The organism is Idiomarina sp. T82-3 (assembly GCF_001577655.1).
In the GTDB taxonomy this organism is placed as follows: Bacteria; Pseudomonadota; Gammaproteobacteria; order Enterobacterales; family Alteromonadaceae; genus Idiomarina; species Idiomarina baltica.
In genome coordinates this window covers 191201-213875 of record NZ_LSBQ01000002.1, presented here as the reverse complement: position 1 = coordinate 213875, position 22675 = coordinate 191201, and the positions used below count along the sequence as shown (strand labels likewise).

Sequence of the window (22675 nt, the reverse complement as noted above, 5' to 3'; positions counted from 1 at the left end):
GCTTAATTATGTGGTTTAAAAACGCCCGCGTATATCGTTTTAGTGACACATTCCAACTACCCGAGGACTTTGAGTCTCAGCTTGAGGCGCAAGCGTTCAAACCTTGTGGACGTCAGGATATGACCAGTTTCGGTTGGACGTCTGTATTTGGTGCTCAGAGCGATGTTCTGCATCATGCTGTTGAACAAAGCTACTTAGTGTGTGCTCAACGAGAAGAAAAGGTGCTCCCGGCAGCCGTCATTAACGCAGAGCTTGAGCAGAAGGTCCAGGCGATTCAAGACACCGAGGGTCGTCCTGTCAATGGCAAGGAAAAGAAAAACATCAAGGAAGATATTACGCACCAATTACTACCACAAGCATTTAGTAAGTTCCGTCGAACCTGGGCCTATATTGATTTAAAACGTCAACTCGTCATTGTTGATGAATCCAGCGCTAACAAAGCGGAAGATTTACTTGGACTCCTCCGCGCCAGTCTTGCTTCGCTCCCGGTAAAACCCATCGCACTCGCAGAGTCGGCGGAAGTGGTCTTGACCGAATGGTTGACAAAACAGTCGCTTCCCACACGCTTTGATTTGGGTGATGAGCTTGAGCTGCGTTTGCCCCAAGCTGATGGTGGCATTATCCGCTGTAAGCAAGAGGACTTAACCCGCGAGGATGTTCAGGCGCACGCAACCGCCGGCAAACAGGTCGTGAAATTAGGCTTGGTTTGGAATGAGCGCATCGAATGCGTACTTGAAGCAGACTGGGCGCTTAAGCGTATTAAAGCGACCGACCAGTTACTTGACGATCAAGATGATTGGAATGATGCATCACCGGAGCAAAAACTAGATAGCGATCTAGCACTCGTCTCTGCCGAGTTAGGGGCCCTGCTAGATGACTTACTGAGTATGTCAGCTAAGTGATGTACGCAAAGCTTGATAACGCTTCTGGGTGGCCTCATCCTCCCAGAAGTTTTGCACGGGGATAATTTCCCGTTGCTGATATTCAGCTAAGGTCATGGCACCTTCGATGGGTTGTGAATGACCCGTCAATAGACTCGCGATGTGAACGATATCGCAATAATTTGCCACGAGCGGATCATTTAAGTCTTCGAATCGGCCGCGATTGAAAAAATACGGCACTTTTATAAGGTTTGGCGCAAATCGCCAGTGCTCAAGCACACTCACGCCCAGACTCCGATCAAAATGCGTAATAGTTTGATTCAGGAACGTCGGATTGGCAAAACTATCATCAAATTCATCGGCAATTTTCAGTATTGGCGCCACACCAATGCGACATACCATCCCAGCGAGCAAAGAAACGTCTTGATGTAGCCGGTTACAGTAGCCGCGCTCATGCAGGTGCTGTGTGACGATAACTGATGCTGCTGCAATGTCACGCGACTCTCTGACAAACTTATCCGCATATTTTTTGACAATATCGTTTTGTGGATTAAAAACTTGTTCGACCGCCATGGCAACCACCAACGTTCGAATTCGGCGAAGTCCAATTCGAGTGAGTGCTTGCATCAAACTCTCTGCACGAGCACGCCCACTCAAGTAGGCGCTATTAGCGAGTCTGATCAAGCGCGCGCTCAATGCTGTATCATGTTGAATAATTGCGGCAAGGTCATGCAGGTTGGTATCTGGGTTGATCGTCGCTTCGCGAATACGTTCTGCTGTTTCTGGCAAACCAGGCAGTTTGAGTTGGTCTCTTTGTATTCTATCCTCAATCAATAAATAAAGTGCATTGGTTGCCGTCATGACTCGTTTCCATACCTTATTGGTTACCCAACTTGCGATATTGTCCACATCGCATTAAATTATCTTAACTCATTTTACTACTATACTGACAAAGTTAAACTTATGTTAAAACAAATTTTCACCATTGCGCCATTGGTTCTTGCTTTATCGGCTTGTACAGAACAAGCAACTTCTCAGGAAACACAAGCGAACCAAACGGCAACTTCTTCAGCTCAGCAAACGTCTGAATATACCGTTGTAAAAGGTGCTGAGGATCGGTTTGGGATTTATACCGATTACACCCTGACGTCTGACATTTCGCATCTGACTGCTAATCAAAAAGACATGTTGGGATTATTGATTGAAGCAGCCAAAATCATGGACGACCTATTCTGGCAGCAAGCATTTGCGCATGACAAACGTTCATTCTTAAACGCAGTGCCATCGCAAGCACAGTCATTTGCTGACATTAATTATGGTCCCTGGGATCGACTCAATGGTGATAAACCCTTCTTACGTGAGTTCAGTGAGAAGCCACCTGGAGCAAACTTTTACCCTGCGGATATGAGTAAAGCGGAGTTTAACGAGCTCGATAGCGATACGAAAGATAGTGAATACACACTTATTCGACGCGACAGTGCAGGCCAACTCAAGGTCGTGCCTTATGCAGAAGCTTATGCTAATGAGTTAAAGCAGGCCGCTAAATTGTTACGCCAAGCAGCCGAGCTAGCAGAGGATCCAGACTTTGCGAAATATTTGAACCTGCGCGCTGATGCCTTTTTAAGTAATGACTATCGTCCATCGGATCTTGCTTGGATGGATATGAAGAACAACGACGTCGACTTAGTAATCGGGCCGATTGAGACCTATGAAGACCAATTGTTTGGCTACAAAACAGCATTCGAAGCCTACGTACTGATAAAAGACAAGCAGTGGAGTGATCGACTTGCTAAATACGCTCAGTTTCTACCCGAGTTACAACGCGGCTTGCCTGTCGAAGATAAATACAAGCAAGAAATGCCAGGCGCGAACGCACAGCTAAATGCCTACGATGCGGTCTACTTTGCTGGTCATTCTAACGCGGGTAGCAAAACCATCGCTATCAACTTGCCAAACGATGAATACGTGCAACTTGAAAAGGGCACTCGCCGCTTACAGCTTAAAAACGCGATGCGTGCTAAGTTTGACAAGATTTTGCGCCCTATTGCAGATCAATTAATTGTTCCAGAGCAACGTGAAAATATCACTTTTGATGCGTTCTTCGCGAATACCATGTTCCACGAAGTGGCTCACGGGCTTGGTATTAAAAACACAATCAATAACAAAGGCACCGTGCGCGCTGCATTAAAAGAACATGCATCAGCACTGGAAGAAGGCAAGGCCGATATTCTGGGTCTATATATGGTGACTCAGTTGTTTGAGAAAGGTGAACTGACCACGGGCACCCTACAAGACTACTACACCACCTTCATGGCAAGTATCTTCCGCTCAGTTCGATTTGGTGCTTCTAGCGCTCATGGTAAAGCTAACATGATCCGGTTTAACTACTTTGCCAATGAGGGTGCGTTTACTCGCAATGCCGATGGTCAATACGCCATCAACATGGAAAAAATGCGCGCAGCTATGACCAGTCTTTCCAAGAAAATCTTGCAATTGCAAGGTGACGGTAACTACCAAGGCGTGGGTGAGCTAGTTCAGCGTCTCGGCGTGATTAGCCCTCAGCTACAGTCCGATTTAGATAAGCTATCGGATGCGGGCATTCCAGTCGATGTTAAGTTTAATCAAGGAAAAGCCGAACTCGGACTTTAAGCTTTCGAGTGATATTCAGCGTGCGCCATGCGGCGCACGCTATCAATTTTGCCTACCGCCCTAACCCTGTGCTAGAATCCGCGCGCTTCAGTGGTTGAACTTTAACCACAGTGTCACATCCGTGTCAGTTCGCTCAACTATACTGCATGCTCCGTACATGTGACATACAAACTAGATGCATTCCATCTCACTGTATTTTTAATTTGGTAAGGTTTTATGTGGAAGTCTATCCAGGCAAACTGGTTTTCGAACCTGCGCGGTGATGTACTATCAGGTCTTGTTGTTGCTTTAGCATTGATTCCTGAGGCTATTGCTTTCTCAATTATTGCGGGCGTTGACCCGAAAATCGGGCTCTACGCGTCGTTTGCTATCGCCGTCATTATCTCTTTTACCGGCGGTCGACCTGGCATGATATCCGCTGCAACAGGGGCTATGGCGCTATTGATGGTTACGCTCGTTAAGGAGCATGGCTTACAATACCTTCTTGCAGCCACACTGCTGACGGGGGTTTTACAAATCGTCGCAGGATACTTGAAACTGGGCGAACTCATGCGCTTCGTTTCGCGTTCCGTCGTTACTGGCTTCGTTAACGCGTTAGCAATTCTCATATTCATGGCTCAACTACCTGAATTGACAAACGTCACTTGGCACGTTTACGTAATGACCCTAGCCGGTTTGGGTATTATTTACGGCTTTCCCTATATCCCTGTCATCGGACGCTTGTTGCCATCTCCTTTGATCTGCATTTTATCGCTGACCGTGATTGCCATCTACTTTGGGATAGATGTACGCACAGTGGGTGATATGGGCGAACTTCCGGATACGTTACCCGTATTCCTATGGCCCGATGTACCTCTCAATTTCGAAACGCTTGCTATTATCTTTCCGTACTCATTGGGCTTAGCAATTGTCGGTATGCTTGAGTCGCTGATGACCGCTACCATTGTTGATGACCTCACCGATACATCCAGTGATCGCAACCGTGAGTGTAAAGGCCAAGGTATCGCCAATATCGGCTCAGGACTCCTTGGTGGCATGGCCGGGTGCGCAATGATAGGGCAATCGATTATCAACGTAAAATCGGGGGGCCGCACGCGTCTTTCTACGTTTATCGCCGGTACCTTTTTGTTGATATTGATCTTGTTTTTAGATGAATGGTTAAAACAAATTCCCATGGCTGCGCTAGTGGCGGTTATGATTATGGTGTCAATTGGCACCTTTAGTTGGGATTCGATTCGAAACCTCAAACAACATCCATTGTCTACCAACATTGTGATGCTAGCGACGGTCGCAGTAGTCGTCGCGACTCACAATTTGGCACTCGGCGTATTTGTTGGCGTGTTATTAGCTTCAGTATTCTTTGCTAATAAAGTCGGCCATTATATGGCCGTCACATCGAGCTTAGATGAAGCTTCGTTCTGCCGCACGTACAAAGTTGCAGGACAAGTATTCTTTAGTTCATCAGAGAAGTTTATTGCAGCCTTTGACTTTAAAGAAGGCGTAGATAAGATTGTCATTGACCTAAGCGAAGCTCACTTCTGGGACATTACTGCTGTCAACGCACTGGATCGTGTCGTGATAAAATTTAGACGTGAAGGTGCAAAAGTCGATGTTATTGGGCTGAATAAAGCAAGTGCGACCATTGTCGACCGCTTTGGTGAACATAACCAAAGTGATACCAAAGACTTGATCGGACATTAATTAAGGTAAGTCGTATGAAACACGTTATCGCTTGTATTGATGAGTCGCGTATGGCCAATGCTGTCACGCAATACGCGACATGGTCCGCAAAGCAACTTCAAACACCACTGACGCTTTTCCATGTACTTGACGAAATGCGTTACCCAGTGAATTCGGACATGACCGGAAATATTGGTCTAGGAAGCCGAGAGTCGCTGCTCGAAGAGCTAGCCGAACTCGATGAGCGTCGTAATAAGATAGCCTTAGAGCATGGCCATCATCTGCTTGAAGCAGCAAAAAATCGAGCCGAAGAAATGGGTGCAGAAGACGTGCATGTGCGTCAGCGTCATGGTGATTTGGCTGAGTCACTGACAGCTCTTGAGGATAACCTGCGACTCCTCGTCATTGGCTTACATGGAGCACAAACATGTGACAGCGATCGGCTTGGTCATCAGATTGAAACTATTGTGCGAAATATACATCGTCCAATTTTAGCCGTTCCCCCCAAGTACCATACGCCGACGAACGTCATGTTGGCGTTTGATGGGAGTGATGTGTCACGTAAAGGCGTAAAAATGCTTGCGGAGTCACCTCTTTTTGTCGGCATGCCTATCCATGTGGTGATGGTAGGTGCCGCGACAGCCGATGCAACGGCATCGGTCGAGGCTGCCGTCAGTCATCTGCAAGAATTTCGTCATAAAGTCAGCTATGAGATCCGAGCGGGCGACGTTGAATCAACTTTGCACGATATTCAACAAGAACGTAATATCGATATGCTTGTTATGGGGGCATATAGCCACTCTAAGTTACGTCAGCTATTTATGGGAAGCACCACGTCGAGAGTACTCTCTCGTTCGCAAATACCCGTGCTTTTACTTCGTTAATTTTATTTTTAGGAATTCAGTGAATGACGCCAGATTGGCAAGAATTAGAGCTTGATGATGCGCTCATATCAGTACTTAAAGCAGCCGGTCTCAATAAACCGGCTAAAGTCCAGCAGGCAGCATTGCCAGCCGCAATGGATGGCCATGATCTACTGATCAGCTCGCCCACAGGTACAGGCAAAACCTTAGCGTTTTTGCTTCCTGTGCTACAGCACATGATGGACTTTCCTCGCAAGCAACCGGGGGCTGCGCGCGCACTTATTTTGGCGCCAACTCGTGAGTTGGCGGAACAAATCTATCAACAAGCAGAGATGTTTCGTGCGCTCACAGAGCTCTCTTCTGTCGTTGTTACTGGCGGCGTCAATTACGGTAGTCAGTTGAGCCGACTGGAGCAGAGCCATGATATAGTCATCGCAACCCCAGGCAGGCTATTAGACTTATTAGAAGCCGAGCAATACGAGCTTGAAGCCGTTGAATGGTTAGTTATTGACGAAGCCGATCGTATGCTGGATATGGGCTTTAAAGATGTTGTTAAAGACATTGCGCTGCACGCGCGCAATCGCCAACATGCAATTCTTTGTTCGGCGACGATTGAAAGTGACGGTGTGAAAGCATTCTCGCGTGCGCTGTTAAATGAACCCGAACTTATTGAGGTCACGCCTCCTAAGCGAGAACGCGGTAAAATAATTGAACACGCATATCTTGCAGATACCGATGATCACAAGCGTCAGTTGTTGATGGCGTTATTAAAGCAGCATAGTGGTCGCTCGATTGTTTTTGCGCGCACCCGCGAACGAGTGCAGGCGCTAGCCAGCTTTCTCCAATCACAAGACGTGCCTGTCATGTTTTTACGTGGTGACTTACCACATGCTGAACGACAACAGAAAATCATCGAATTTAAGCGTCGTGATAACGCCGTGTTAGTCGCAACTGATGTAGCTTCTCGCGGACTCGATATTGACGATATTAAATTGGTTATTAACTATGATTTGCCTAAACAGGCAGACGTTTATGTGCATAGAATAGGCCGTACTGCCCGCGCCGGCCAAAAAGGGTTAGCTATTTCACTCGTAGAGGCGCACGATGCACTTCTGTTAGGAAAAATCGAACGCTACATGGAGCATCGTCTTGATAGACGTGTGATTGATGGGCTCAAGCCGCAGTATAAATTTCCATCGACAGACAAAAAGCGTGTTAAGAAGAAGAAGCAAAATAAGAAAACAAAGAAGCGCCGTTAATCGCGGCGCTTTCGATAGAGCCACAGCAAGGTAAAGTAAGCCGTCACGCCCGCAGCATCAGCAAGCCAATCCATTACGTCAGAGCCTCGCCCTGGAATATAATACTGAATCACTTCTATCGCACAGCCATATATGAGTAGCAGTGAGCTTGCGAGTTTACCCGATAGGTCAAAGGCCTTGTGAAGGGTCACGCTCAACAGGAAAAAAGCACTAAAATGAACCCATTTGTCTGCATGAGGGATCATACGGCTCGCTTCATGACTTGGAAACTGCCATAAGAACGCGATGGTGATCACAATTAATAAGCTTAAAAAAATCGCACGCGCAAACATGCGAGAACTCGTTAGGTTACTCAACGTCCTGTCCTTCATACACCGAAACGTTACTGTATCCTGCTTCCTGCAGAAGTAACGTTTGCATTTTACTCATCACACCCTGCGAACAATATAATAGATAGTGATTTGCGTCATCCAGTTTTACAAATTCTGACTGAACCTTGAAGAATGGCATTTCAATCACCTCAAAGGAGGTCGATAGCGGTTGCTCTTCAATTTCGTCGGCTGTTCGAATATCGATGATGACCTTAGGCTTATCTGTCGCTGTATGCTTTATTTGTACTTGGTCCTGTGCTGCCTTAGCAATGTCTTGCATACTAAGTACTTGGGCATTGCGAACGACTTGCTCAATAAGCGACATATCGAGCTTTGCTTCTTCTGCTAAGATAGCTCGCTCATCGGCCTTTACGGTGGGTTTATTGGAAATAACACCACAATACTCTGGGATTGTTTTCGCTAAAGCTTCGGTTCCAATGCGCTTCGCTTGATCAACGATGGTTTGTTTATCCGCTGTAATAAGTGGACGCAATACCAGTGTATCTGTCGCTTTATCGATGACTTGTAAGTTAGCCAACGTCTGGCTCGATACTTGTCCAATCGCTTCACCTGTGACCAACGCTTGCGCTTTTAAAAAGCCCGCAACACGCGTTGCTGCTCGTAGCATTTGACGTTTTAGAACAACTCCCATGGCACCGTTGTCGACGTGGGTCAGAATATCTTCTACGATAGGCGCGAAGTCCACACTGATAAACTTAATGGGATGCGACTTACTGTAACGGTCCCAAAGATAATGACATATTTGCTTAACGGCGACTTCGTGCGCGTCGCCACCGAGATTAAAAAAACAAAAGTGTGTGCGCGCGCCACGACGAATGAAGTCAAAGCTCGCAACACTCGAGTCGAAGCCGCCGCTCATGAGACTCACCACGGTCTCCTGAGTAGGAATAGGAAAACCGCCCAGGCCCTGCCTCCGGGTACCCACTAACTGAATATTTTGCTCAATAATTTGCAAAGTAATTTCATGCTCAGGCGCCTTTAATTGCACTTTTGCAGTCGGTTGATGCTCAAGAAGGTAGCCACCGATGTAGCGCTCCAGCTGTTGTGAAGAGAAATCATGATGCCCTTTACGCTTTACTCTGACCGCAAAGGTTTGTTGAGCGATTTTTTCTAGCCAGAACTGTGCGACCCACTCGGCAAGGATCTCGAACTCATCCAGGGGGCGCTCAACCACCTCAGCGAACCATGAAATCCCTGGCGTACAAGCCAATTTATCAATCACCGCTTGACGCACATCTTCCTCTTCTGAGGGAGTACTCACTTCGATACGGTCCCACAACCATTTTACGTAGAGACCGGCATCTATATCGGCCAACACTTTACGTAGATTATTGGTGAGTACTTTTCCGTAACGCTTACGAACTGAGCGGCTTTTGATGGTGATTTCGGCATGCAACCGTACAACGAACTTCATGGAGGCCCCAGTTTTAGCTAGTCTAAAAACCGATCATTATACGATTTTTTAACGCTGTGAGCCACCCGAGCTAGTCAATTACATCCACCGGATCGGACTCTTTCGCCTTGCCTTGCATAATAGCGATATCAACACGTCGGTTGAGCGCACGATTAGAGGCCGAGTTGTTCGGTACAATCGGTTTTGTATCGGCATAGCCCATCGTAACAAGGCGTGATTGGTCGAACCCGTCTACTGTAGTCATCTCTTCAGCAACAGCGACAGCTCGTTTAGCGGATAAATCCCACTTTGAGGTGTACATCTCAGAAACTAACGGTTGATTATCGGTATGCCCCGAGATCGTGATCTCGCCAGGAATATCTTTGAGCGCTTGTGCCACTTCCCGAATGACTGGCTTAAATTGCGGCTGTAAGAACGCAGATCCCTCTGGAAACGAACCATTTTCTTTAATTCGGATAATAATTTGTTGCCCCAATTGCTCTAATTCTAATGAGCCGGCCTTGATGTTATCACTTAATTGCTCTCGGATACGCTCCATTAGCTCCTTAACTTGCTGCTCTACCGCTGGATCGGACTCGCTTCCGTCAGCGGCCTTCTTGTCCTCCTCGCTGTCAGCTTGCTGTCCACCCCGTTCGACCTGCTTACCTCCTGCAAAGTCTGATTCCCCATCTTGAAACTCCAAGGTTTGTTGGGTCATTTCGACTGTTTGTTGCTGAATGGTCTCGATGGGCGTAGGTTCAGGACGCCCAGGCCGAAATTCCTGCGCAATAATACTTGTTCCCTTGGGTATGTCTTTTACTTCAATTTTATTCTGAACACCCAGCGCATACTTCATAGAGCCGGCAATTTGCTTAAATTTAAGAACATCCATTTCAGAGAAAGCAAGAAGCAGCACGAAGAAGCACATTAGTAGTGTCATTAAATCAGCAAAAGTCGCCATCCACATAGGAAGCCCAGGGGGCGGGCAACGGCATTCTTCTTGATCGTCTGCGGCAGCCATAGGCGCTATTCGTCCTCATTCCCTTCATTGACACGTTTGGATTCGGCGAGGTAATTACGTAGCAAGCCCTCAATAACCCGTGGGTTTTGTCCATCCTGAATTCCTAAAATAGCATCCAAAATGAGCTGCCGGTTCAGCTTTTCCTGTTCCGCTCGCAGCACCAATTTATTCGCAATGGGAATCGCAATCACGTTGGCCAAAAATGCACCATACAGTGTTGTTAGCAATGCAACCGACATCGCCGGACCAATAGCCTTGGGGTCATCCATATTAGCGAGCATCGCAACCAATCCAATGAGCGTACCAATCATCCCCATTGCCGGTGCTACGTCAGCCAAAATTTTAAAAAACCGAGCCCCCTCTTCATGTCGGGTAAAGCTCATGCTGATGTCTTTGCTTAAAGTGTGCTTGACTACTTCCGCGTCATGACCGTCCACCAGCATATCCACGCCTTTACGAAAAAAAGGATTAGGAATCTCTGCCTCTTCCAGCGCTAGGAAGCCACCTTTACGCGCCGAGTCAGCCATTTCGACGGCACTATCGATAAGCTCTTGAGGGTGTTCTATTTTAAAAAAGAAAGCTTTTACTACGACTTTGCCGGTGGCAAAAAACTGTTGTAGTGGAAAGTTGGCCATAACGATAAACAGCGAGCCACCCAAAACAATCAATAAAGACTGAGTGTCAATGAAAAGACCGGGGTCACCACCCAATATCATCGCGGCAACAACAAAGCCTATGGCTCCAATGATCCCAACCAGCGTTGCTATATCCACTCAGCTTCCTCCACTTCACGCGATAAATTTGGCACGTGATCAATTTTAAACATCCCACTCACTGTGGCAACCTATATTGTAAATTTAAGTAAACCACGCATTGATCATCGGCTGACAATCGAGTTTCTTTATATGATAATGAGCCTATATTGAAACTAAAGGTGACGCATTATGGCAAAGAAGGAAGACAACCTATCGTTTGAACAAGCATTGCAACAACTTGAACAGTTAGTGAATGAGCTTGAGCAAGGCGACCTTCCATTGGAGACGTCATTAGAAAAGTTTGAACAAGCCGTAAAGCTATCACGTTTAAGCCAAGCGCAGTTGCAGTCAGCAGAACAAAAGGTTTCAACGTTACTAGAAAAAAACGGCGAACAGGTGCTGAGTGAACAGCACAGTGAGGCGCGCGAGTGAATATTAAGCAGTTTACAGCCGAGGTCCGTAGTGCCGTTGATAACCGATTAAACCAACTGATCGAATCACACATTGCTTCTAGTTCACTTAAAGAAGCCATGGCATACGGCGTCTTACTGGGCGGCAAGCGTATCCGTCCCTACTTAACGATGGCTGTGGCCGAATTATGTGGGGCTGAAACTAACGATGCTTTGGACGCGGCTTGTGCCGTAGAATTGATCCACGCGTACTCATTAATTCATGATGACTTACCGGCGATGGACGACGATGAACTACGCCGAGGTCATCCCACGTGTCACATTAAGTTCGGTGAAGCGACAGCCGTATTAGCCGGTGATGCGCTGCAAACACTCGCTTTTGAGGTATTAAGCACCAACTTAGACGCTAAACTTCCCTCTCAACGACGCATCGCGATGATCCAGCATTTGGCCAGTGCCAGTGGTGCTAAAGGTATGTGTTTTGGACAGGCGCTGGATTTAGATGCCACCGGACGCGCCATTGACGAGCTTGAACTTGAAAAGATACATCGTCACAAAACCGGTGCTTTAATACGTGCCTCTGCGGCACTTGGAGTGCTTGCAGGTAACGACGAAAGCCAACAATACTTAAATCACTTTTGTGATTTTGCCAGTTGGATTGGACTTGCTTATCAAGTTTACGACGATATTCTTGACGTCGTCGGAAACACTGAAGTTATGGGTAAGCCACAAGGTTCAGATGAAGCCCACCACAAGGCGACTTACGTTGCGCTACTGGGGCTTGACGGAGCCAATGAAAAACTGCTGTCATTGCATCAACAAGCACTACTGTCACTCAACAAGATCCCGTACAATACCCAAAAACTAGAAACATTTTCAGAGATCTTGCTGAAGCGCGATCACTAAGTAATACGAGACCTATGACCAAATTATTAGACGGTATTGAATACCCAACAGATCTACGCAAGCTGCCTACACATCAATTAAACGCGCTCTGTGAGGAAGTACGCGCCTACTTACTGGACTCTGTCAGTCGCAGTAGTGGCCACTTAGCATCAGGGCTGGGTACAGTTGAACTGACCGTCGCTCTGCACTACGTCTACAACACACCAAAAGATAAGTTAGTTTGGGACGTTGGTCATCAAGCCTATCCCCATAAGATTTTAACAGGACGAAAAAAGGCGCTGCATACAATCAGACAGAAAGATGGTTTGCACCCATTCCCATGGCGGGAAGAAAGTGAGTATGACGTTTTGTCTGTTGGTCACTCCAGTACCTCAATCTCAGCAGCATTAGGTATGGCGGTTGCCGCCCAGCGCAGTGGTTCTAACGAAAAGGTCGTCTCGATAATTGGTGACGGTGCAATGACAGCCGGCATGGTGTTTGAAGCGATGAACCATGCAGGCGATATTAAGCCTGACATGTTAGTGGTACTAAATGATAACGACATGTCGATTTCTGAGAACGTAGGTGCCTTGAATCAGCATTTCGCGCGTCTTTTGTCGGGGCGTTTCTATACCAAAATACGTGAGCAAGGCAAAAAACTGCTCAAGCCGTTACCGCCCATCCATCACTTAGCTAGCCGTGCTGAAGAGCATATGAAAGGTATGATGGCACCCGGTACTATCTTTGAAGAGCTCGGATTTAATTATATTGGTCCCATTGATGGGCACGATGTGGACACCTTAGTTGAAACGCTGCGTAATATGAAGCACTTACGCGGTCCACAGTTGCTTCACGTAGTCACGCAAAAGGGAAAAGGCTATCGTCCTGCAGAAGCCGATCCTATCGGTTATCATGGCGTGCCTAAATTTGATCCCTCGCTGTCCAAGCTACCGGCGAAAAAGCCCGGAATCCCAAGTTACTCAGAGGTGTTCGGTGATTGGTTGTGTGATCACGCACAAGACGATGCCAAGTTAATGGCCATTACACCTGCAATGCGAGAGGGATCGGGAATGGTCAAATTCTCAAAACTTTATCCCGAGCAATATTTTGATGTCGCTATCGCCGAGCAGCACAGCGTGACTTATGCGGCTGGGCTCGCCATTGCTGGTCTTAAACCCGTTGTCGCTATTTATTCAACCTTTTTGCAGCGCGCCTATGATCAAGTCATTCATGATGTTGCGTTACAAAATCTTGATGTATTGTTCGCTATTGATCGCGCAGGTATTGTTGGTGCAGACGGACCTACTCACCAAGGTGCATTTGACTTAAGTTACCTCCGTTGCATTCCAAATATGGTCGTTATGACACCCAGCGACGAACAAGAGTGTCGAGATATGCTTTACACCGGCTATTGCCATCAGGGGCCTGCTGCAGTCCGCTACCCCCGTGGTAGCGGTACCGGTGTTACATTACGAGAGCACGATAAGTTACTTACGTTAGGTGAAGCAAACATCATACGTCAGGGTAACGACGTTGCGATCCTAAACTTTGGCACGTTGCTACCCGAGGCTATCGCGGTCGCGGAAGATATCAATGCAACAGTAGTCGATATGCGCTTTGTGAAGCCACTTGATAAGCAAATCGCGATTGATTGCGCTCGTCGCCACAAACTTGTTGTAACGCTTGAAGAGAATGCCGTCGCGGGTGGTGCAGGTAGTGCCGTAAACGAAGCATTGGCGAATTCAGGAATCAATACTCAAGTTCTAAATATTGGTTTACCTGATGAGTTTATAAAGCACGGTAGTCAAGATGAGGTTAAACAAGAAATTGGACTGAGCGCTACGGCGATTAAGTCGCGTATACAAGACTATTTAAACAGCTAACAGGCGCCACGCGCCTACAAAAACCAGTCACGACCGATTGTTGTCGCAAGTATCAGTTGTAAAACGAAGTTGCTCGCGATCCCCGCGAGCACGTCATCTAACATAATGCCTGTTCCGCCATGCAGGCGTTTGTCCAACCAGCTAATTGGCCATGGTTTGAGAATGTCGAAGACGCGAAAAACCAAAAAGCCGACCATAAGTAAAGCCCAGTTAGCTGGCATGGCCCACATGGTAAACATCAAGCCGACGAACTCATCCCAAACAATTGCTGGATGATCGTGTACACCCATTTTATCGGCCGCACTGCGACAAATATAGATTCCTAGCAGGGTGCTAAGCGCGACAAACAGGCTATAGCTAGTGATGTCTAACCAAAGCATACCGTAGACCAATGGAACAGCAGCCAACGTGCCGAACGTACCTGGTGCCTTTGGTGCTAGTCCAGAGCCAAATCCAAGAGCAAGTAAATCAACTGGATTCGCAAGTGAAAGCCCAGGAAATCGGCGCATATTAGGACGCTCCAAAATGGTTGTAACCCAATTCAATTTTAGGGAGTTCCCACGGCTCGCCTTGGTAAGTCATTCTCACCTGACGTGTCTCATCCTTTACCATTCGACCGATACAGATAGGTTTGTCTTTTAGATGTGACGTGATGGTTTCAAGTCGTCCGCGATTCTGCTCTGGTACAGTAAACAAAAGTTCATAGTCATCACCCGCAGTTAACGCCAATGAAAACGCCTCATCCAAGTCAAGAGTTTCAGTTAAAGCCATCGATAAAGGCAATTTATCAAGCTCTAACTGAACGCCCATTTGAGCGTTTGTAGGCAACAAATGAGACAAGTCTGCCAATAGGCCGTCTGAAACATCGATGCAACTATTAGCAACACCACGTAATAGCTGCCCTAAAGCGACTCTCGGAGTGGGATAGTGCAATCGATTAATTAATGACTGTAAATGGCGATGAGTTGCCGACAATTCGCCTTGTAATAACCGCAATGCTAAACCCGCATCACCTAACGAGCCACTCACGTACAGCCAATCTCCAGCCCGCGCTTGATCGCGTCTAATCGCCGTACCGCTGGGTACAACGCCTTGAGCAGTATAAGTCAACGTTAAAGGACCACGCGTTGTATCACCACCTATCAGATCACACTCATAGTAGTTTGAGATCTCTTTTAAGCCTTCGCTAAAATCGTGCAGCCAATCAGTATCAACTCGCGGTAAAGTCAGTGCCAGACTTCCCCAACTCGGCACTGCCCCCATCGCCGCTAAATCACTTAAGTTCACTGCGACTAATTTGTGTCCAATTGCACGTGGGGGGGTATTTTTATCAAAATGAACGCCCTCGACCATGGTATCCGTCACAGTAACGAGTTGATGATCTTCAGGCACTTCTGTCACAGCGCCGTCATCTCCTACGCCAACGATGACATCGCCACGATAAGATTCAGCTTTAAAGTAGTGTTCAATCAGATTGAATTCGTCGAGTTTTGGAGTCTGTCTCATAAGGGAGAAGAGCGGCGCACCGCTCTTTTATTATTGGCGGGCAGGTCTTAATGCATCGACAGCTTTGTCGAGTACACCATTCACAAAGCGGTGGCTATCATCAGCACCGAACGACTTGGCTAATTCGATAGCTTCATTAATTGCTACTTTATAGGGTACATCGTAACGTTCACGTAGCTCATACGCAGCGATACGTAGGACCGCAAGCTCTACCGGATCCAATTCGCTGATCGGTCGATCAAGATAGGGTGCTATCGCTTCATCTAGGCTTTTATAGAACGCACCCACTCCTCGAAGCAACTCCAGAAAGTAATCCACATCAACTTTACTGGTGTCATTGTCGGTTAGAAACTGTGCTTCTATCTCATTAAATGTATTTTGCGATAACTGCCACGAGTAGACCGCTTGTACTGCAAGCTTTCTCGCTTTTCTGCGTGCTGCTGGTTTCATTCTTAATGCGTTCCTGTTAAATCTTATCCAAGACGTTAACCATCTCTAACGCACTTAATGCTGCTTCAGAGCCTTTATTACCGGCTTTTGAACCGCTGCGCTCGATGGCTTGTTCCAGCGTGTCAGTGGTAATAATACCGAACGCCACTGGTAGACCAAATTCCATAGCAACTCGGCCTAAGCCGCTATTACTTTCTCCAGCGACAAAATCAAAGTGCGGTGTTCCACCTCGAATAACTGCGCCGACCGCAATAATCGCATCAAACTTATCCGATTCTGCGAGTCGCTTCGCGGTTACTGGGATTTCGTAAGCACCCGGCACTCTAACCACGGTAATATCGTCATCTGCGACCTGACCATATTGCTTTAGTGTCTGCACAGCGCCCTGAAGGAGGCTTTCAACGACAAAGTGATTAAAACGAGAGACGATAATAGCAAACTTTTTGCCTGGTGCGTTTATGCCACCCTCAATGATATGCATGCTTGGAATTCCTTGTGATCTCAATAATGCGCAAATAATACCATATTTTAACGTTATTTTCGGGCTAACGTATAAGAATAAAATACTTCATGTGTATCCCTATTCATCGCCACCTTTCGTGCTGCGCTATTATCCAATACAGCGAGCGCCGATTGGTTTGACTCAGAAACAGGGAATAGCACTTGACCCCAGGGCCAGCTAGCTCTTAACCAGTCGGTCGTCACCGCAAACAAATCATTATGTAGGTTATCGGCGACTGCCTTTTTCCCTAACCACCACGTCACTTCCGCTTGAATATTACTGGTATCAAGCGCAGCACCATTACCACGCTCTGCTGAAACTGGAGCAAAGTACACCATGCCAACCACTTTGTTCCGTTTTTTATCAGTGACGACAAAGCTAAAGCCATTTTTTTGCTTCATCTGCTTTAGCAGATGTTGCACCATCGATGCGTTCTGTTCTTCCGACGTTTTACTACTGGGCCAGCTCCATCCAAGCTGATGATACAACCAAGCTTGAGAGTCCATGTAAGCGCGATAGATAGCACTGGCATCATCAGCTTTAAGTGCTGTTATTTCGAGTCGAGAGGACTCAATACGCTGCCCCATTGACCAATCGTCTTGCCAAAACTCGGCTGCGCCGAGGTTTTCACTCAGCGCAAGAGCGAACACAGTCCAAAAAATGATACAAAGACGCCGAACGACCATTACGCACGCTTACCCTGTGCATGAGCGAAAAACGACTTTACACGTTCCAACTCACGTTCGATTTCGCCATTAATCATCATCGCAGGGCCTATATCAATTGCTTTACGAGCAAAGTCCATCGCAACGGGCACAACCGGTACATTTGCCTGCTTTGCAATATGCAAAAAACCTGACTTCCATTGCTTCACTTTTTTGCGAGTGCCCTCGGGCGTGATCACTAAAACTAATTCGTGCTTGGTCTTAAACTCTTCAACCATTTTACCAACGACACCATTCGCGGCAGAACGATCAATCGGGATGCCTCCTAATTTGAGCATTAAACGCTTAATAGGGAACCGGAACAAACTCGCTTTCCCCAAATAGTTCAGCTTTAAGCCCATTGCGAGCATCACAAACACGCCAACAGGGAAATCCCAATTTGAAGTATGCGGCGCAATGGGGATAATTGCCTGACGGCTATTTGGCATGGAACCATTAATTTTCCATCCCCCCATTAATCGCATCCCCACTCGCCCTATCCAACGCGAAAAGCGATTCCCCTGTGACGGGAAATCGCCCTCTAAATTATTAGGTATTGAATCTTGATTTTCTGTCATTAATTCTCTCGAAACGCTGCTTTTACTTCTCTTAACTTAGCCTTGATTCGTTCAATATTGTTCGGTCCCATGCGCAATAGCTGCTTCTGTGCTGGCGGTAAGGCCTCAAGCGACGAATCGTGATACGTGTACATGACACTGTCATCGTCGACTTGCACCAAAGACTCTGGCACGGGTGTTTCTAACAAGACATTAATCGCTTCTATAATCGCATTTTTGAACTCACTGTCAGGGTAACCGATTTCACCGTATGCCTCTTGAAGCAACGGTTTAAACAACTCGTAGTTATCCACTAATGCATTGGCATCCAGGCTGGTAAACCAGTCGACGATAGGATCGTAACGTTGATAGCTTTGCTCATCAATATACAAGTCGCCCTCGACTTCAATCACTGAGAACCGGCCATCTGGGCGCTGCACTACGGTTCTGTCAGTCACCAACATGCCATTTCTTAGGTTATCGATAATAACCACAGCGTCTTTAATCAGTTGCGAGCTCTTCAGTGGCTGTATCTCTATGCCACTATTATCCAATTCTTGCAGCACTGTCGGGGTGCTCTCGTTGAGATCAGGTAGCGTGATAGCCGGTTCTGGCTCTTCCACCACCTCGGTGGTCGGCTCTGGCGTCGCTGCTGGTTCAGGATCTGGTTCTGGCTGCGGCTGTGGCTCAGGCTCTTTCGGTTCGACCGCAGGCGCCTCTTCAGGCTGCCTTGGCAAATCCATCGACTGTGTCTGTTTTGCCTCGTTGTTATTTGAGCCACTTAACATCCACCAACTAACGCCACCAATAATAATAGCGACAATAATAACCGCAACGACCCAGCGAGCGGTGTTGCTACTGCTTTCTTTACCAGGATAATTATCTTGTTCTGCCATGCCCTGCGGTCCTCATTGTTGCAATAGATTAAGGTCGTTCGCTTTCAGCGCGCTTGAATACAAGTTCTTTTTCGTTAGATTCAGATTCTGAAAAACGATAACCCGCATAGTCAAACGCTTTTAAATCAGACACATTTTCAGGCTTTTGGTTCACCATAAAGCGCGCCATTAACCCTCGTGCTTTCTTCGCATAAAAACTAATGACCTTAAACTGGCCGTTTTTTTCATCCTTAAACACTGGCGTAATGAGCTGAGCGTTCAATGCCTTTTTGTTGACTGATGAAAAGTACTCGTTAGAAGCCAAGTTGACCAATACATCGCTGCCCGTTTGCTTCAAATCCGCATTGAGCATTTCAGTAATTTGGTCACCCCAAAACTCATAAAGATTTTTACCGCGCTGATTATCGAGCTTAGTCCCCATCTCGAGACGATAAGGCTGCATCAAATCAAGCGGCCTTAGCAAGCCGTATAATCCCGACAAAATTCTAAGTTGCTGTTGCGCTGATCGCACTTCTTCGTGAGTCATTGATTCAGCATCTAAGCCCGCATAAACATCACCATTAAATGCGTAAATGGCGGGTCGTGCATTATCTTCATTAAATGGACGGGTCCACTCAGTAAATCGAGCCGCATTTAAACCCGCCAATTTGTCACTGATCTTCATCAGCGATCCAAGCTGCTGTGGAGTCAGCTCGCGGCAACGTTGAACCAGTATTTCAGCCTCATCAAGCAACCGAGGTTGCGTTGCTTCTACCGCAAGATGTTCGGATTCATAATCTAAATTCTTGGCCGGCGAAAGTACCGCGAGCATATTAATCTCCTATGAACTATTGCAGCGGATCTTGATCCGCACCTTCTTTTTCGACTTCTGTTGGCATCAGATCGTCACGGCTAACACCTAACGATAACGCTACGCTGCTTGCTACGAAAATTGACGAATAAGTACCGACAAATACACCAAATAATAGCGCAGTGGCAAAGCCATGGATCAACTGTCCACCAACAAAGAACAGCGCCAACAACACTAAAATAGTGGTTAATGACGTAATCAACGTACGGCTCATGGTATCCGTTAACGCTCGGTTAATAACCTGCGTTGGTGTCAACTTAGCGTACTTACGGAACGTCTCACGTACGCGATCCGAGACAACCACAGTATCGTTAATTGAGTAACCTATCACCGCAAGAAGTGCCGCCAACACGGTTAAGTCAAACTCGAGACCCAAAGCCGAGAATAAACCCAGCGTTAAAATAACATCGTGCGCGAGTGCTGAAACAGCACCAACAGCCAAACGCCATTCGAAACGCATTGCGATATATATCAAGATACATATCAACGCGGTCAGCATCGCTAACCCGCCCTGTTCGACAAATTCGTCACCCACGTTAGGTCCCACAAATTCGATCCGACGCATTTCGATGGATTTATCAATTCCTTCACGCAGGGTCGTTAAGATTTGTGTTCCCAGCTCCTCCGCTTTTACACCCTCTCTAGGTGCCAATCGGATCAATAAATCTTGCTGGGTGCCGTAATTCTGCACCACGGCATCATCAAACCCACCGGCTTCAAGCGTACTGCGAACCTGATCAAGCTCAGCCGCTTGTGGGAAACCGACTTCAATAAGCGTTCCGCCAGTAAAGTCTAAGCCAAAGTTAAGTTTGTTTACCGATAACGAAACAATTGACGCGATAAGGAGCAAGCCACTGATGAGCGCAAATACTCCACGGAAGCGCATGAATCCTATGCGTTCATTTGTTTTAATAAACTGTCTCATCATTCACCCTAAATTGATAACTTGCTTAAACGCTTACCACCCCATACGGAGTTCACTATCGCTCGCGTGCCTACTATTGCAGTAAACATCGAAGTGATAATACCGATCGCCAATGTAATCGCGAATCCTTTAACCGGGCCATTACCTACGGCAAAGAGGATAATCGCAGCGATCAACGTGGTAATGTTCGCATCAGCGATGGTCGACAAGGCACTATCATAACCATGATGAATCGCTTGTTGCGGACTTCGCTTAGCGCGTATTTCCTCGCGAATACGTTCGAATATCAGCACGTTAGCATCGACCGCCATACCGACTGTCAGAACGATACCTGCCATACCAGGAAGAGTGAGCGTTGCACCCGGTATCATCGACATAACACCAATGATAAGCACGATATTAGCTGCCAAAGCCATGTCAGCAACAAGACCAAACTTACGGTAATAGATAACCATAAATAGGAGCACTAACACCAAGCCCCAAATAATCGCTTGAGTACCTGCATCGATATTTTGTTGACCTAAACTCGGACCCACTGTCCGTTCTTCAACAATTTGAATCGGCGCAATCAACGCACCCGCACGGAGCAAGAGTGAAAGGTTTTGCGCTTCTTGCGGACCTACACCGGTGATACGGAAGCTGCTACCTAAACGAGATTGAATTGTTGCCACACTGACGACTTCTGCTTTCTTATTAAATTGCAGGTTACCCTCAGCATCGCGTTCGCCGGTTGATTCATACTCCATGAATACCGTAGCCATTGGTTTGCCGACATTGTCTTTGGTCGCCAATGACATCTTGTCACCGCCAACACCATCCAACTCGATATTTACCTGAGGACGGTTATATTCGTCGTAACCAACGCCCGCATTAACAATATGGTCGCCTGTTAGAATCACATCCTCTTTTAACAGCTGTGGACCGCCATTACGCGAAGGGAGTAACTCACTACCAAACGGTACTCGACCATTGACTGCATCTCGTACATCATTTTCGGTATCTACCATGCGAAACTCGAGCGTCGCTGTCGCACCCAAAATTTCTTTAGCACGCGCTGTATCCTGCACGCCAGGCAATTCCACGACAATGCGATTTGCGCCTTGACGCTGGATAACAGGCTCCGCAACACCAAGCTCGTTAACCCGATTACGCATGATAGTAATGTTTTGCGACACCGCATAATCACGCGTTTCCGCGAGTTTTTGCTCGGTCATTCGCATGGTTACAGTATTGGTTTCTGCATCGACAACCATTTGATAGCCTTGATAACGACCATCTAAATACTGCTCTGCCTGTTGAAAGTCTTCATCTGAACGAAGCTCAACGTTAATGGCATTATCTTCAACGCTCACATTAGTGTAACGAATACGCTCCTCGCGCAGAGAGCTACGAATAGTATCTTTCATACCATCTAAGATCTTGCGCATGGCTTCGTTCATATCGATTTCCATCAAGAAATGAACGCCACCACGTAAATCTAGGCCCAATTTCATGGGTTCAGCACCAATACTTTTCAACCAACTCGGCGTTGCTGGTGCCAAGTTAAGGGCTACAATATAGTGATCACCTAAGCGCTTATTGAGGGCTTCACGCGCTTGTAGTTGCTCTTTATCGGAGCTCAGTCGTACGAGTACTTGTTCTTGCTCAAGCGCAATCGATTTAGGTGAAATGTCTTCTGACTTCAGCGTTTCGCGAACTAGATCAAGCGTTGCGGCATCTACTGTTGCTTGACGATCTGCGGAAATTTGTACTGCGGGATCTTCGCCGTAAATGTTAGGCAGCGCATACAGCGCTGCCAACAAAATAACGAAAATAACGAGCAGGTTTTTCCACAACGGGTATTTATTTAACACGTCGTGCCTACCTTACATTTTCTATTAGAGAGACTTCATTGTACCTTTAGGAAGAACAGAGGTTACAGCTGCTTTTTGTACTGTCACTTCCATTTCTTCACTCAGCGCGATGACGATAAAATCTTTGTCATCGCTCACTTTAGTAATTTTGCCAACCATGCCGCCTTGAGTGAGTACTTCGTCACCCTTGCTCAGCGAACCAATGAGCTCTTTATGCTGCTTCATACGCTTCGCTTGTGGACGATAAATCAGAAAGTAAAATACCAAACCGAATAATAGCAGCATGATGATCAATTCCATGCCGCCACCTTGAGCAGCTGCACCATCTTGCGCGTACGCAGGGCTAATAAAAAAACTCATA

Annotated in this window: 24 protein-coding genes; 8 read left to right on the top strand and 16 right to left on the bottom strand. The window is 46.9% G+C overall.

Translation table 11 applies throughout. From position 1 onward, the window contains the following. The first annotated feature begins 8 nt into the window (after positions 1-8). Positions 9-902 carry a recombination-associated protein RdgC gene (gene rdgC / locus AWU56_RS02165; protein ID WP_286681654.1) on the top strand — a complete coding sequence of 298 codons (894 nt, stop codon included), beginning with the start codon at positions 9-11 and terminating at the stop codon, positions 900-902. On the opposite strand, the gene AWU56_RS02160 is transcribed toward rdgC, so the two are convergent. Beyond that, positions 891-1742: an HDOD domain-containing protein gene (locus AWU56_RS02160; RefSeq protein WP_272977407.1), complete on the bottom strand. Its 852-nt coding sequence runs from the start codon at positions 1740-1742 to the stop codon at positions 891-893. The genes rdgC and AWU56_RS02160 overlap by 12 nt on opposite strands. Before the next feature lie 102 nt (positions 1743-1844). On the opposite strand from AWU56_RS02160, the gene AWU56_RS02155 reads away from it, so the two are divergent. The 4 genes from AWU56_RS02155 (at position 1845) to srmB (ending at position 7332) form a co-directional block, all read left to right on the top strand. Then, the gene (locus AWU56_RS02155; protein ID WP_272977408.1) at positions 1845-3530 is read left to right on the top strand and encodes a DUF8614 domain-containing protein; all 1686 of its coding nucleotides are present in this window, start codon (positions 1845-1847) and stop codon (positions 3528-3530) included. A gap of 216 nt (positions 3531-3746) precedes the next feature. Then, complete coding sequence (locus AWU56_RS02150) at positions 3747-5231, top strand: SulP family inorganic anion transporter (RefSeq protein ID WP_272977409.1); 1485 nt, start codon at positions 3747-3749, stop codon at positions 5229-5231. A 14-nt stretch (positions 5232-5245) separates the two neighbouring features. Beyond that, complete coding sequence (locus AWU56_RS02145; RefSeq protein ID WP_272977410.1) at positions 5246-6094, top strand: universal stress protein; 849 nt, start codon at positions 5246-5248, stop codon at positions 6092-6094. Between the two features lie 23 nt (positions 6095-6117). Next, a complete protein-coding gene (srmB, locus tag AWU56_RS02140; protein WP_272977411.1) occupies positions 6118-7332 on the top strand; it encodes an ATP-dependent RNA helicase SrmB in 1215 nt (404 codons plus the stop codon). Here the strand turns inward: srmB and AWU56_RS02135 are convergent. The 4 genes from AWU56_RS02135 to pomA all read right to left on the bottom strand — a co-directional run bounded on the left by AWU56_RS02135 (position 7329) and on the right by pomA (position 10911). Next, positions 7329-7688 (bottom strand): VanZ family protein, encoded by a 360-nt coding sequence (locus AWU56_RS02135; RefSeq protein ID WP_242603672.1) that lies wholly within the window; start codon positions 7686-7688, stop codon positions 7329-7331. The genes srmB and AWU56_RS02135 overlap by 4 nt on opposite strands. Further along, entirely contained in the window at positions 7681-9138 is a 1458-nt protein-coding gene (gene thiI / locus AWU56_RS02130) for a tRNA uracil 4-sulfurtransferase ThiI (protein ID WP_006956357.1), read from the bottom strand. Before thiI ends, AWU56_RS02135 begins: the two co-directional genes overlap by 8 nt. A 70-nt stretch (positions 9139-9208) precedes the next feature. After that, positions 9209-10138, bottom strand: a complete 930-nt coding sequence (locus tag AWU56_RS02125; RefSeq protein ID WP_272977412.1) for a flagellar motor protein MotB — start codon at positions 10136-10138, stop codon at positions 9209-9211. Between the two features lie 5 nt (positions 10139-10143). Further along, positions 10144-10911: a flagellar motor protein PomA gene (gene pomA / locus AWU56_RS02120; RefSeq protein ID WP_286681653.1), complete on the bottom strand. Its 768-nt coding sequence runs from the start codon at positions 10909-10911 to the stop codon at positions 10144-10146. Between the two features lie 171 nt (positions 10912-11082). Between pomA and AWU56_RS02115 the strand changes: the two genes are divergently transcribed. Genes AWU56_RS02115 through dxs form a run of 3 tightly spaced genes read left to right on the top strand, consistent with a single transcriptional unit; the run spans position 11083 to position 14071 of the window. After that, positions 11083-11325 carry an exodeoxyribonuclease VII small subunit gene (locus AWU56_RS02115; RefSeq protein WP_006956360.1) on the top strand — a complete coding sequence of 81 codons (243 nt, stop codon included), beginning with the start codon at positions 11083-11085 and terminating at the stop codon, positions 11323-11325. Continuing rightward, positions 11322-12209 carry a (2E,6E)-farnesyl diphosphate synthase gene (ispA, locus tag AWU56_RS02110; protein ID WP_286681652.1) on the top strand — a complete coding sequence of 296 codons (888 nt, stop codon included), beginning with the start codon at positions 11322-11324 and terminating at the stop codon, positions 12207-12209. The genes AWU56_RS02115 and ispA overlap by 4 nt, the downstream gene beginning before the upstream one ends. A gap of 14 nt (positions 12210-12223) precedes the next feature. Next, complete coding sequence (dxs, locus tag AWU56_RS02105) at positions 12224-14071, top strand: 1-deoxy-D-xylulose-5-phosphate synthase (RefSeq protein WP_286681651.1); 1848 nt, start codon at positions 12224-12226, stop codon at positions 14069-14071. A gap of 14 nt (positions 14072-14085) precedes the next feature. Here the strand turns inward: dxs and AWU56_RS02100 are convergent, their stop codons facing one another. From AWU56_RS02100 to yajC, 11 genes are read right to left on the bottom strand one after another with little or no spacing between them, the layout of a single operon-like run. Next, complete coding sequence (locus AWU56_RS02100; protein ID WP_272977989.1) at positions 14086-14580, bottom strand: phosphatidylglycerophosphatase A family protein; 495 nt, start codon at positions 14578-14580, stop codon at positions 14086-14088. A gap of 1 nt (position 14581) precedes the next feature. After that, entirely contained in the window at positions 14582-15577 is a 996-nt protein-coding gene (thiL, locus tag AWU56_RS02095; protein WP_286681650.1) for a thiamine-phosphate kinase, read from the bottom strand. Between the two features lie 30 nt (positions 15578-15607). After that, complete coding sequence (gene nusB / locus AWU56_RS02090) at positions 15608-16027, bottom strand: transcription antitermination factor NusB (RefSeq protein WP_006956365.1); 420 nt, start codon at positions 16025-16027, stop codon at positions 15608-15610. A 16-nt stretch (positions 16028-16043) separates the two neighbouring features. Next, complete coding sequence (gene ribH, locus AWU56_RS02085; protein ID WP_006956366.1) at positions 16044-16508, bottom strand: 6,7-dimethyl-8-ribityllumazine synthase; 465 nt, start codon at positions 16506-16508, stop codon at positions 16044-16046. Between the two features lie 53 nt (positions 16509-16561). Then, positions 16562-17215 (bottom strand): GNAT family N-acetyltransferase, encoded by a 654-nt coding sequence (locus AWU56_RS02080; RefSeq protein ID WP_286681649.1) that lies wholly within the window; start codon positions 17213-17215, stop codon positions 16562-16564. Then, positions 17215-17811, bottom strand: a complete 597-nt coding sequence (locus AWU56_RS02075; RefSeq protein ID WP_040488092.1) for a lysophospholipid acyltransferase family protein — start codon at positions 17809-17811, stop codon at positions 17215-17217. The genes AWU56_RS02080 and AWU56_RS02075 overlap by 1 nt, the downstream gene beginning before the upstream one ends. Then, positions 17811-18686, bottom strand: a complete 876-nt coding sequence (locus AWU56_RS02070; RefSeq protein ID WP_286681648.1) for a DUF3014 domain-containing protein — start codon at positions 18684-18686, stop codon at positions 17811-17813. The genes AWU56_RS02075 and AWU56_RS02070 overlap by 1 nt, the downstream gene beginning before the upstream one ends. Before the next feature lie 28 nt (positions 18687-18714). Beyond that, positions 18715-19497 (bottom strand): peroxide stress protein YaaA, encoded by a 783-nt coding sequence (gene yaaA / locus AWU56_RS02065; RefSeq protein WP_006956370.1) that lies wholly within the window; start codon positions 19495-19497, stop codon positions 18715-18717. A gap of 16 nt (positions 19498-19513) precedes the next feature. Then, positions 19514-20461, bottom strand: a complete 948-nt coding sequence (gene secF / locus AWU56_RS02060; protein ID WP_286681675.1) for a protein translocase subunit SecF — start codon at positions 20459-20461, stop codon at positions 19514-19516. A gap of 8 nt (positions 20462-20469) precedes the next feature. After that, complete coding sequence (gene secD / locus AWU56_RS02055) at positions 20470-22314, bottom strand: protein translocase subunit SecD (protein ID WP_006956372.1); 1845 nt, start codon at positions 22312-22314, stop codon at positions 20470-20472. A 24-nt stretch (positions 22315-22338) separates the two neighbouring features. Beyond that, positions 22339-22674: a preprotein translocase subunit YajC gene (gene yajC, locus AWU56_RS02050; RefSeq protein ID WP_006956373.1), complete on the bottom strand. Its 336-nt coding sequence runs from the start codon at positions 22672-22674 to the stop codon at positions 22339-22341. Position 22675: the final 1 nt, after the last annotated feature.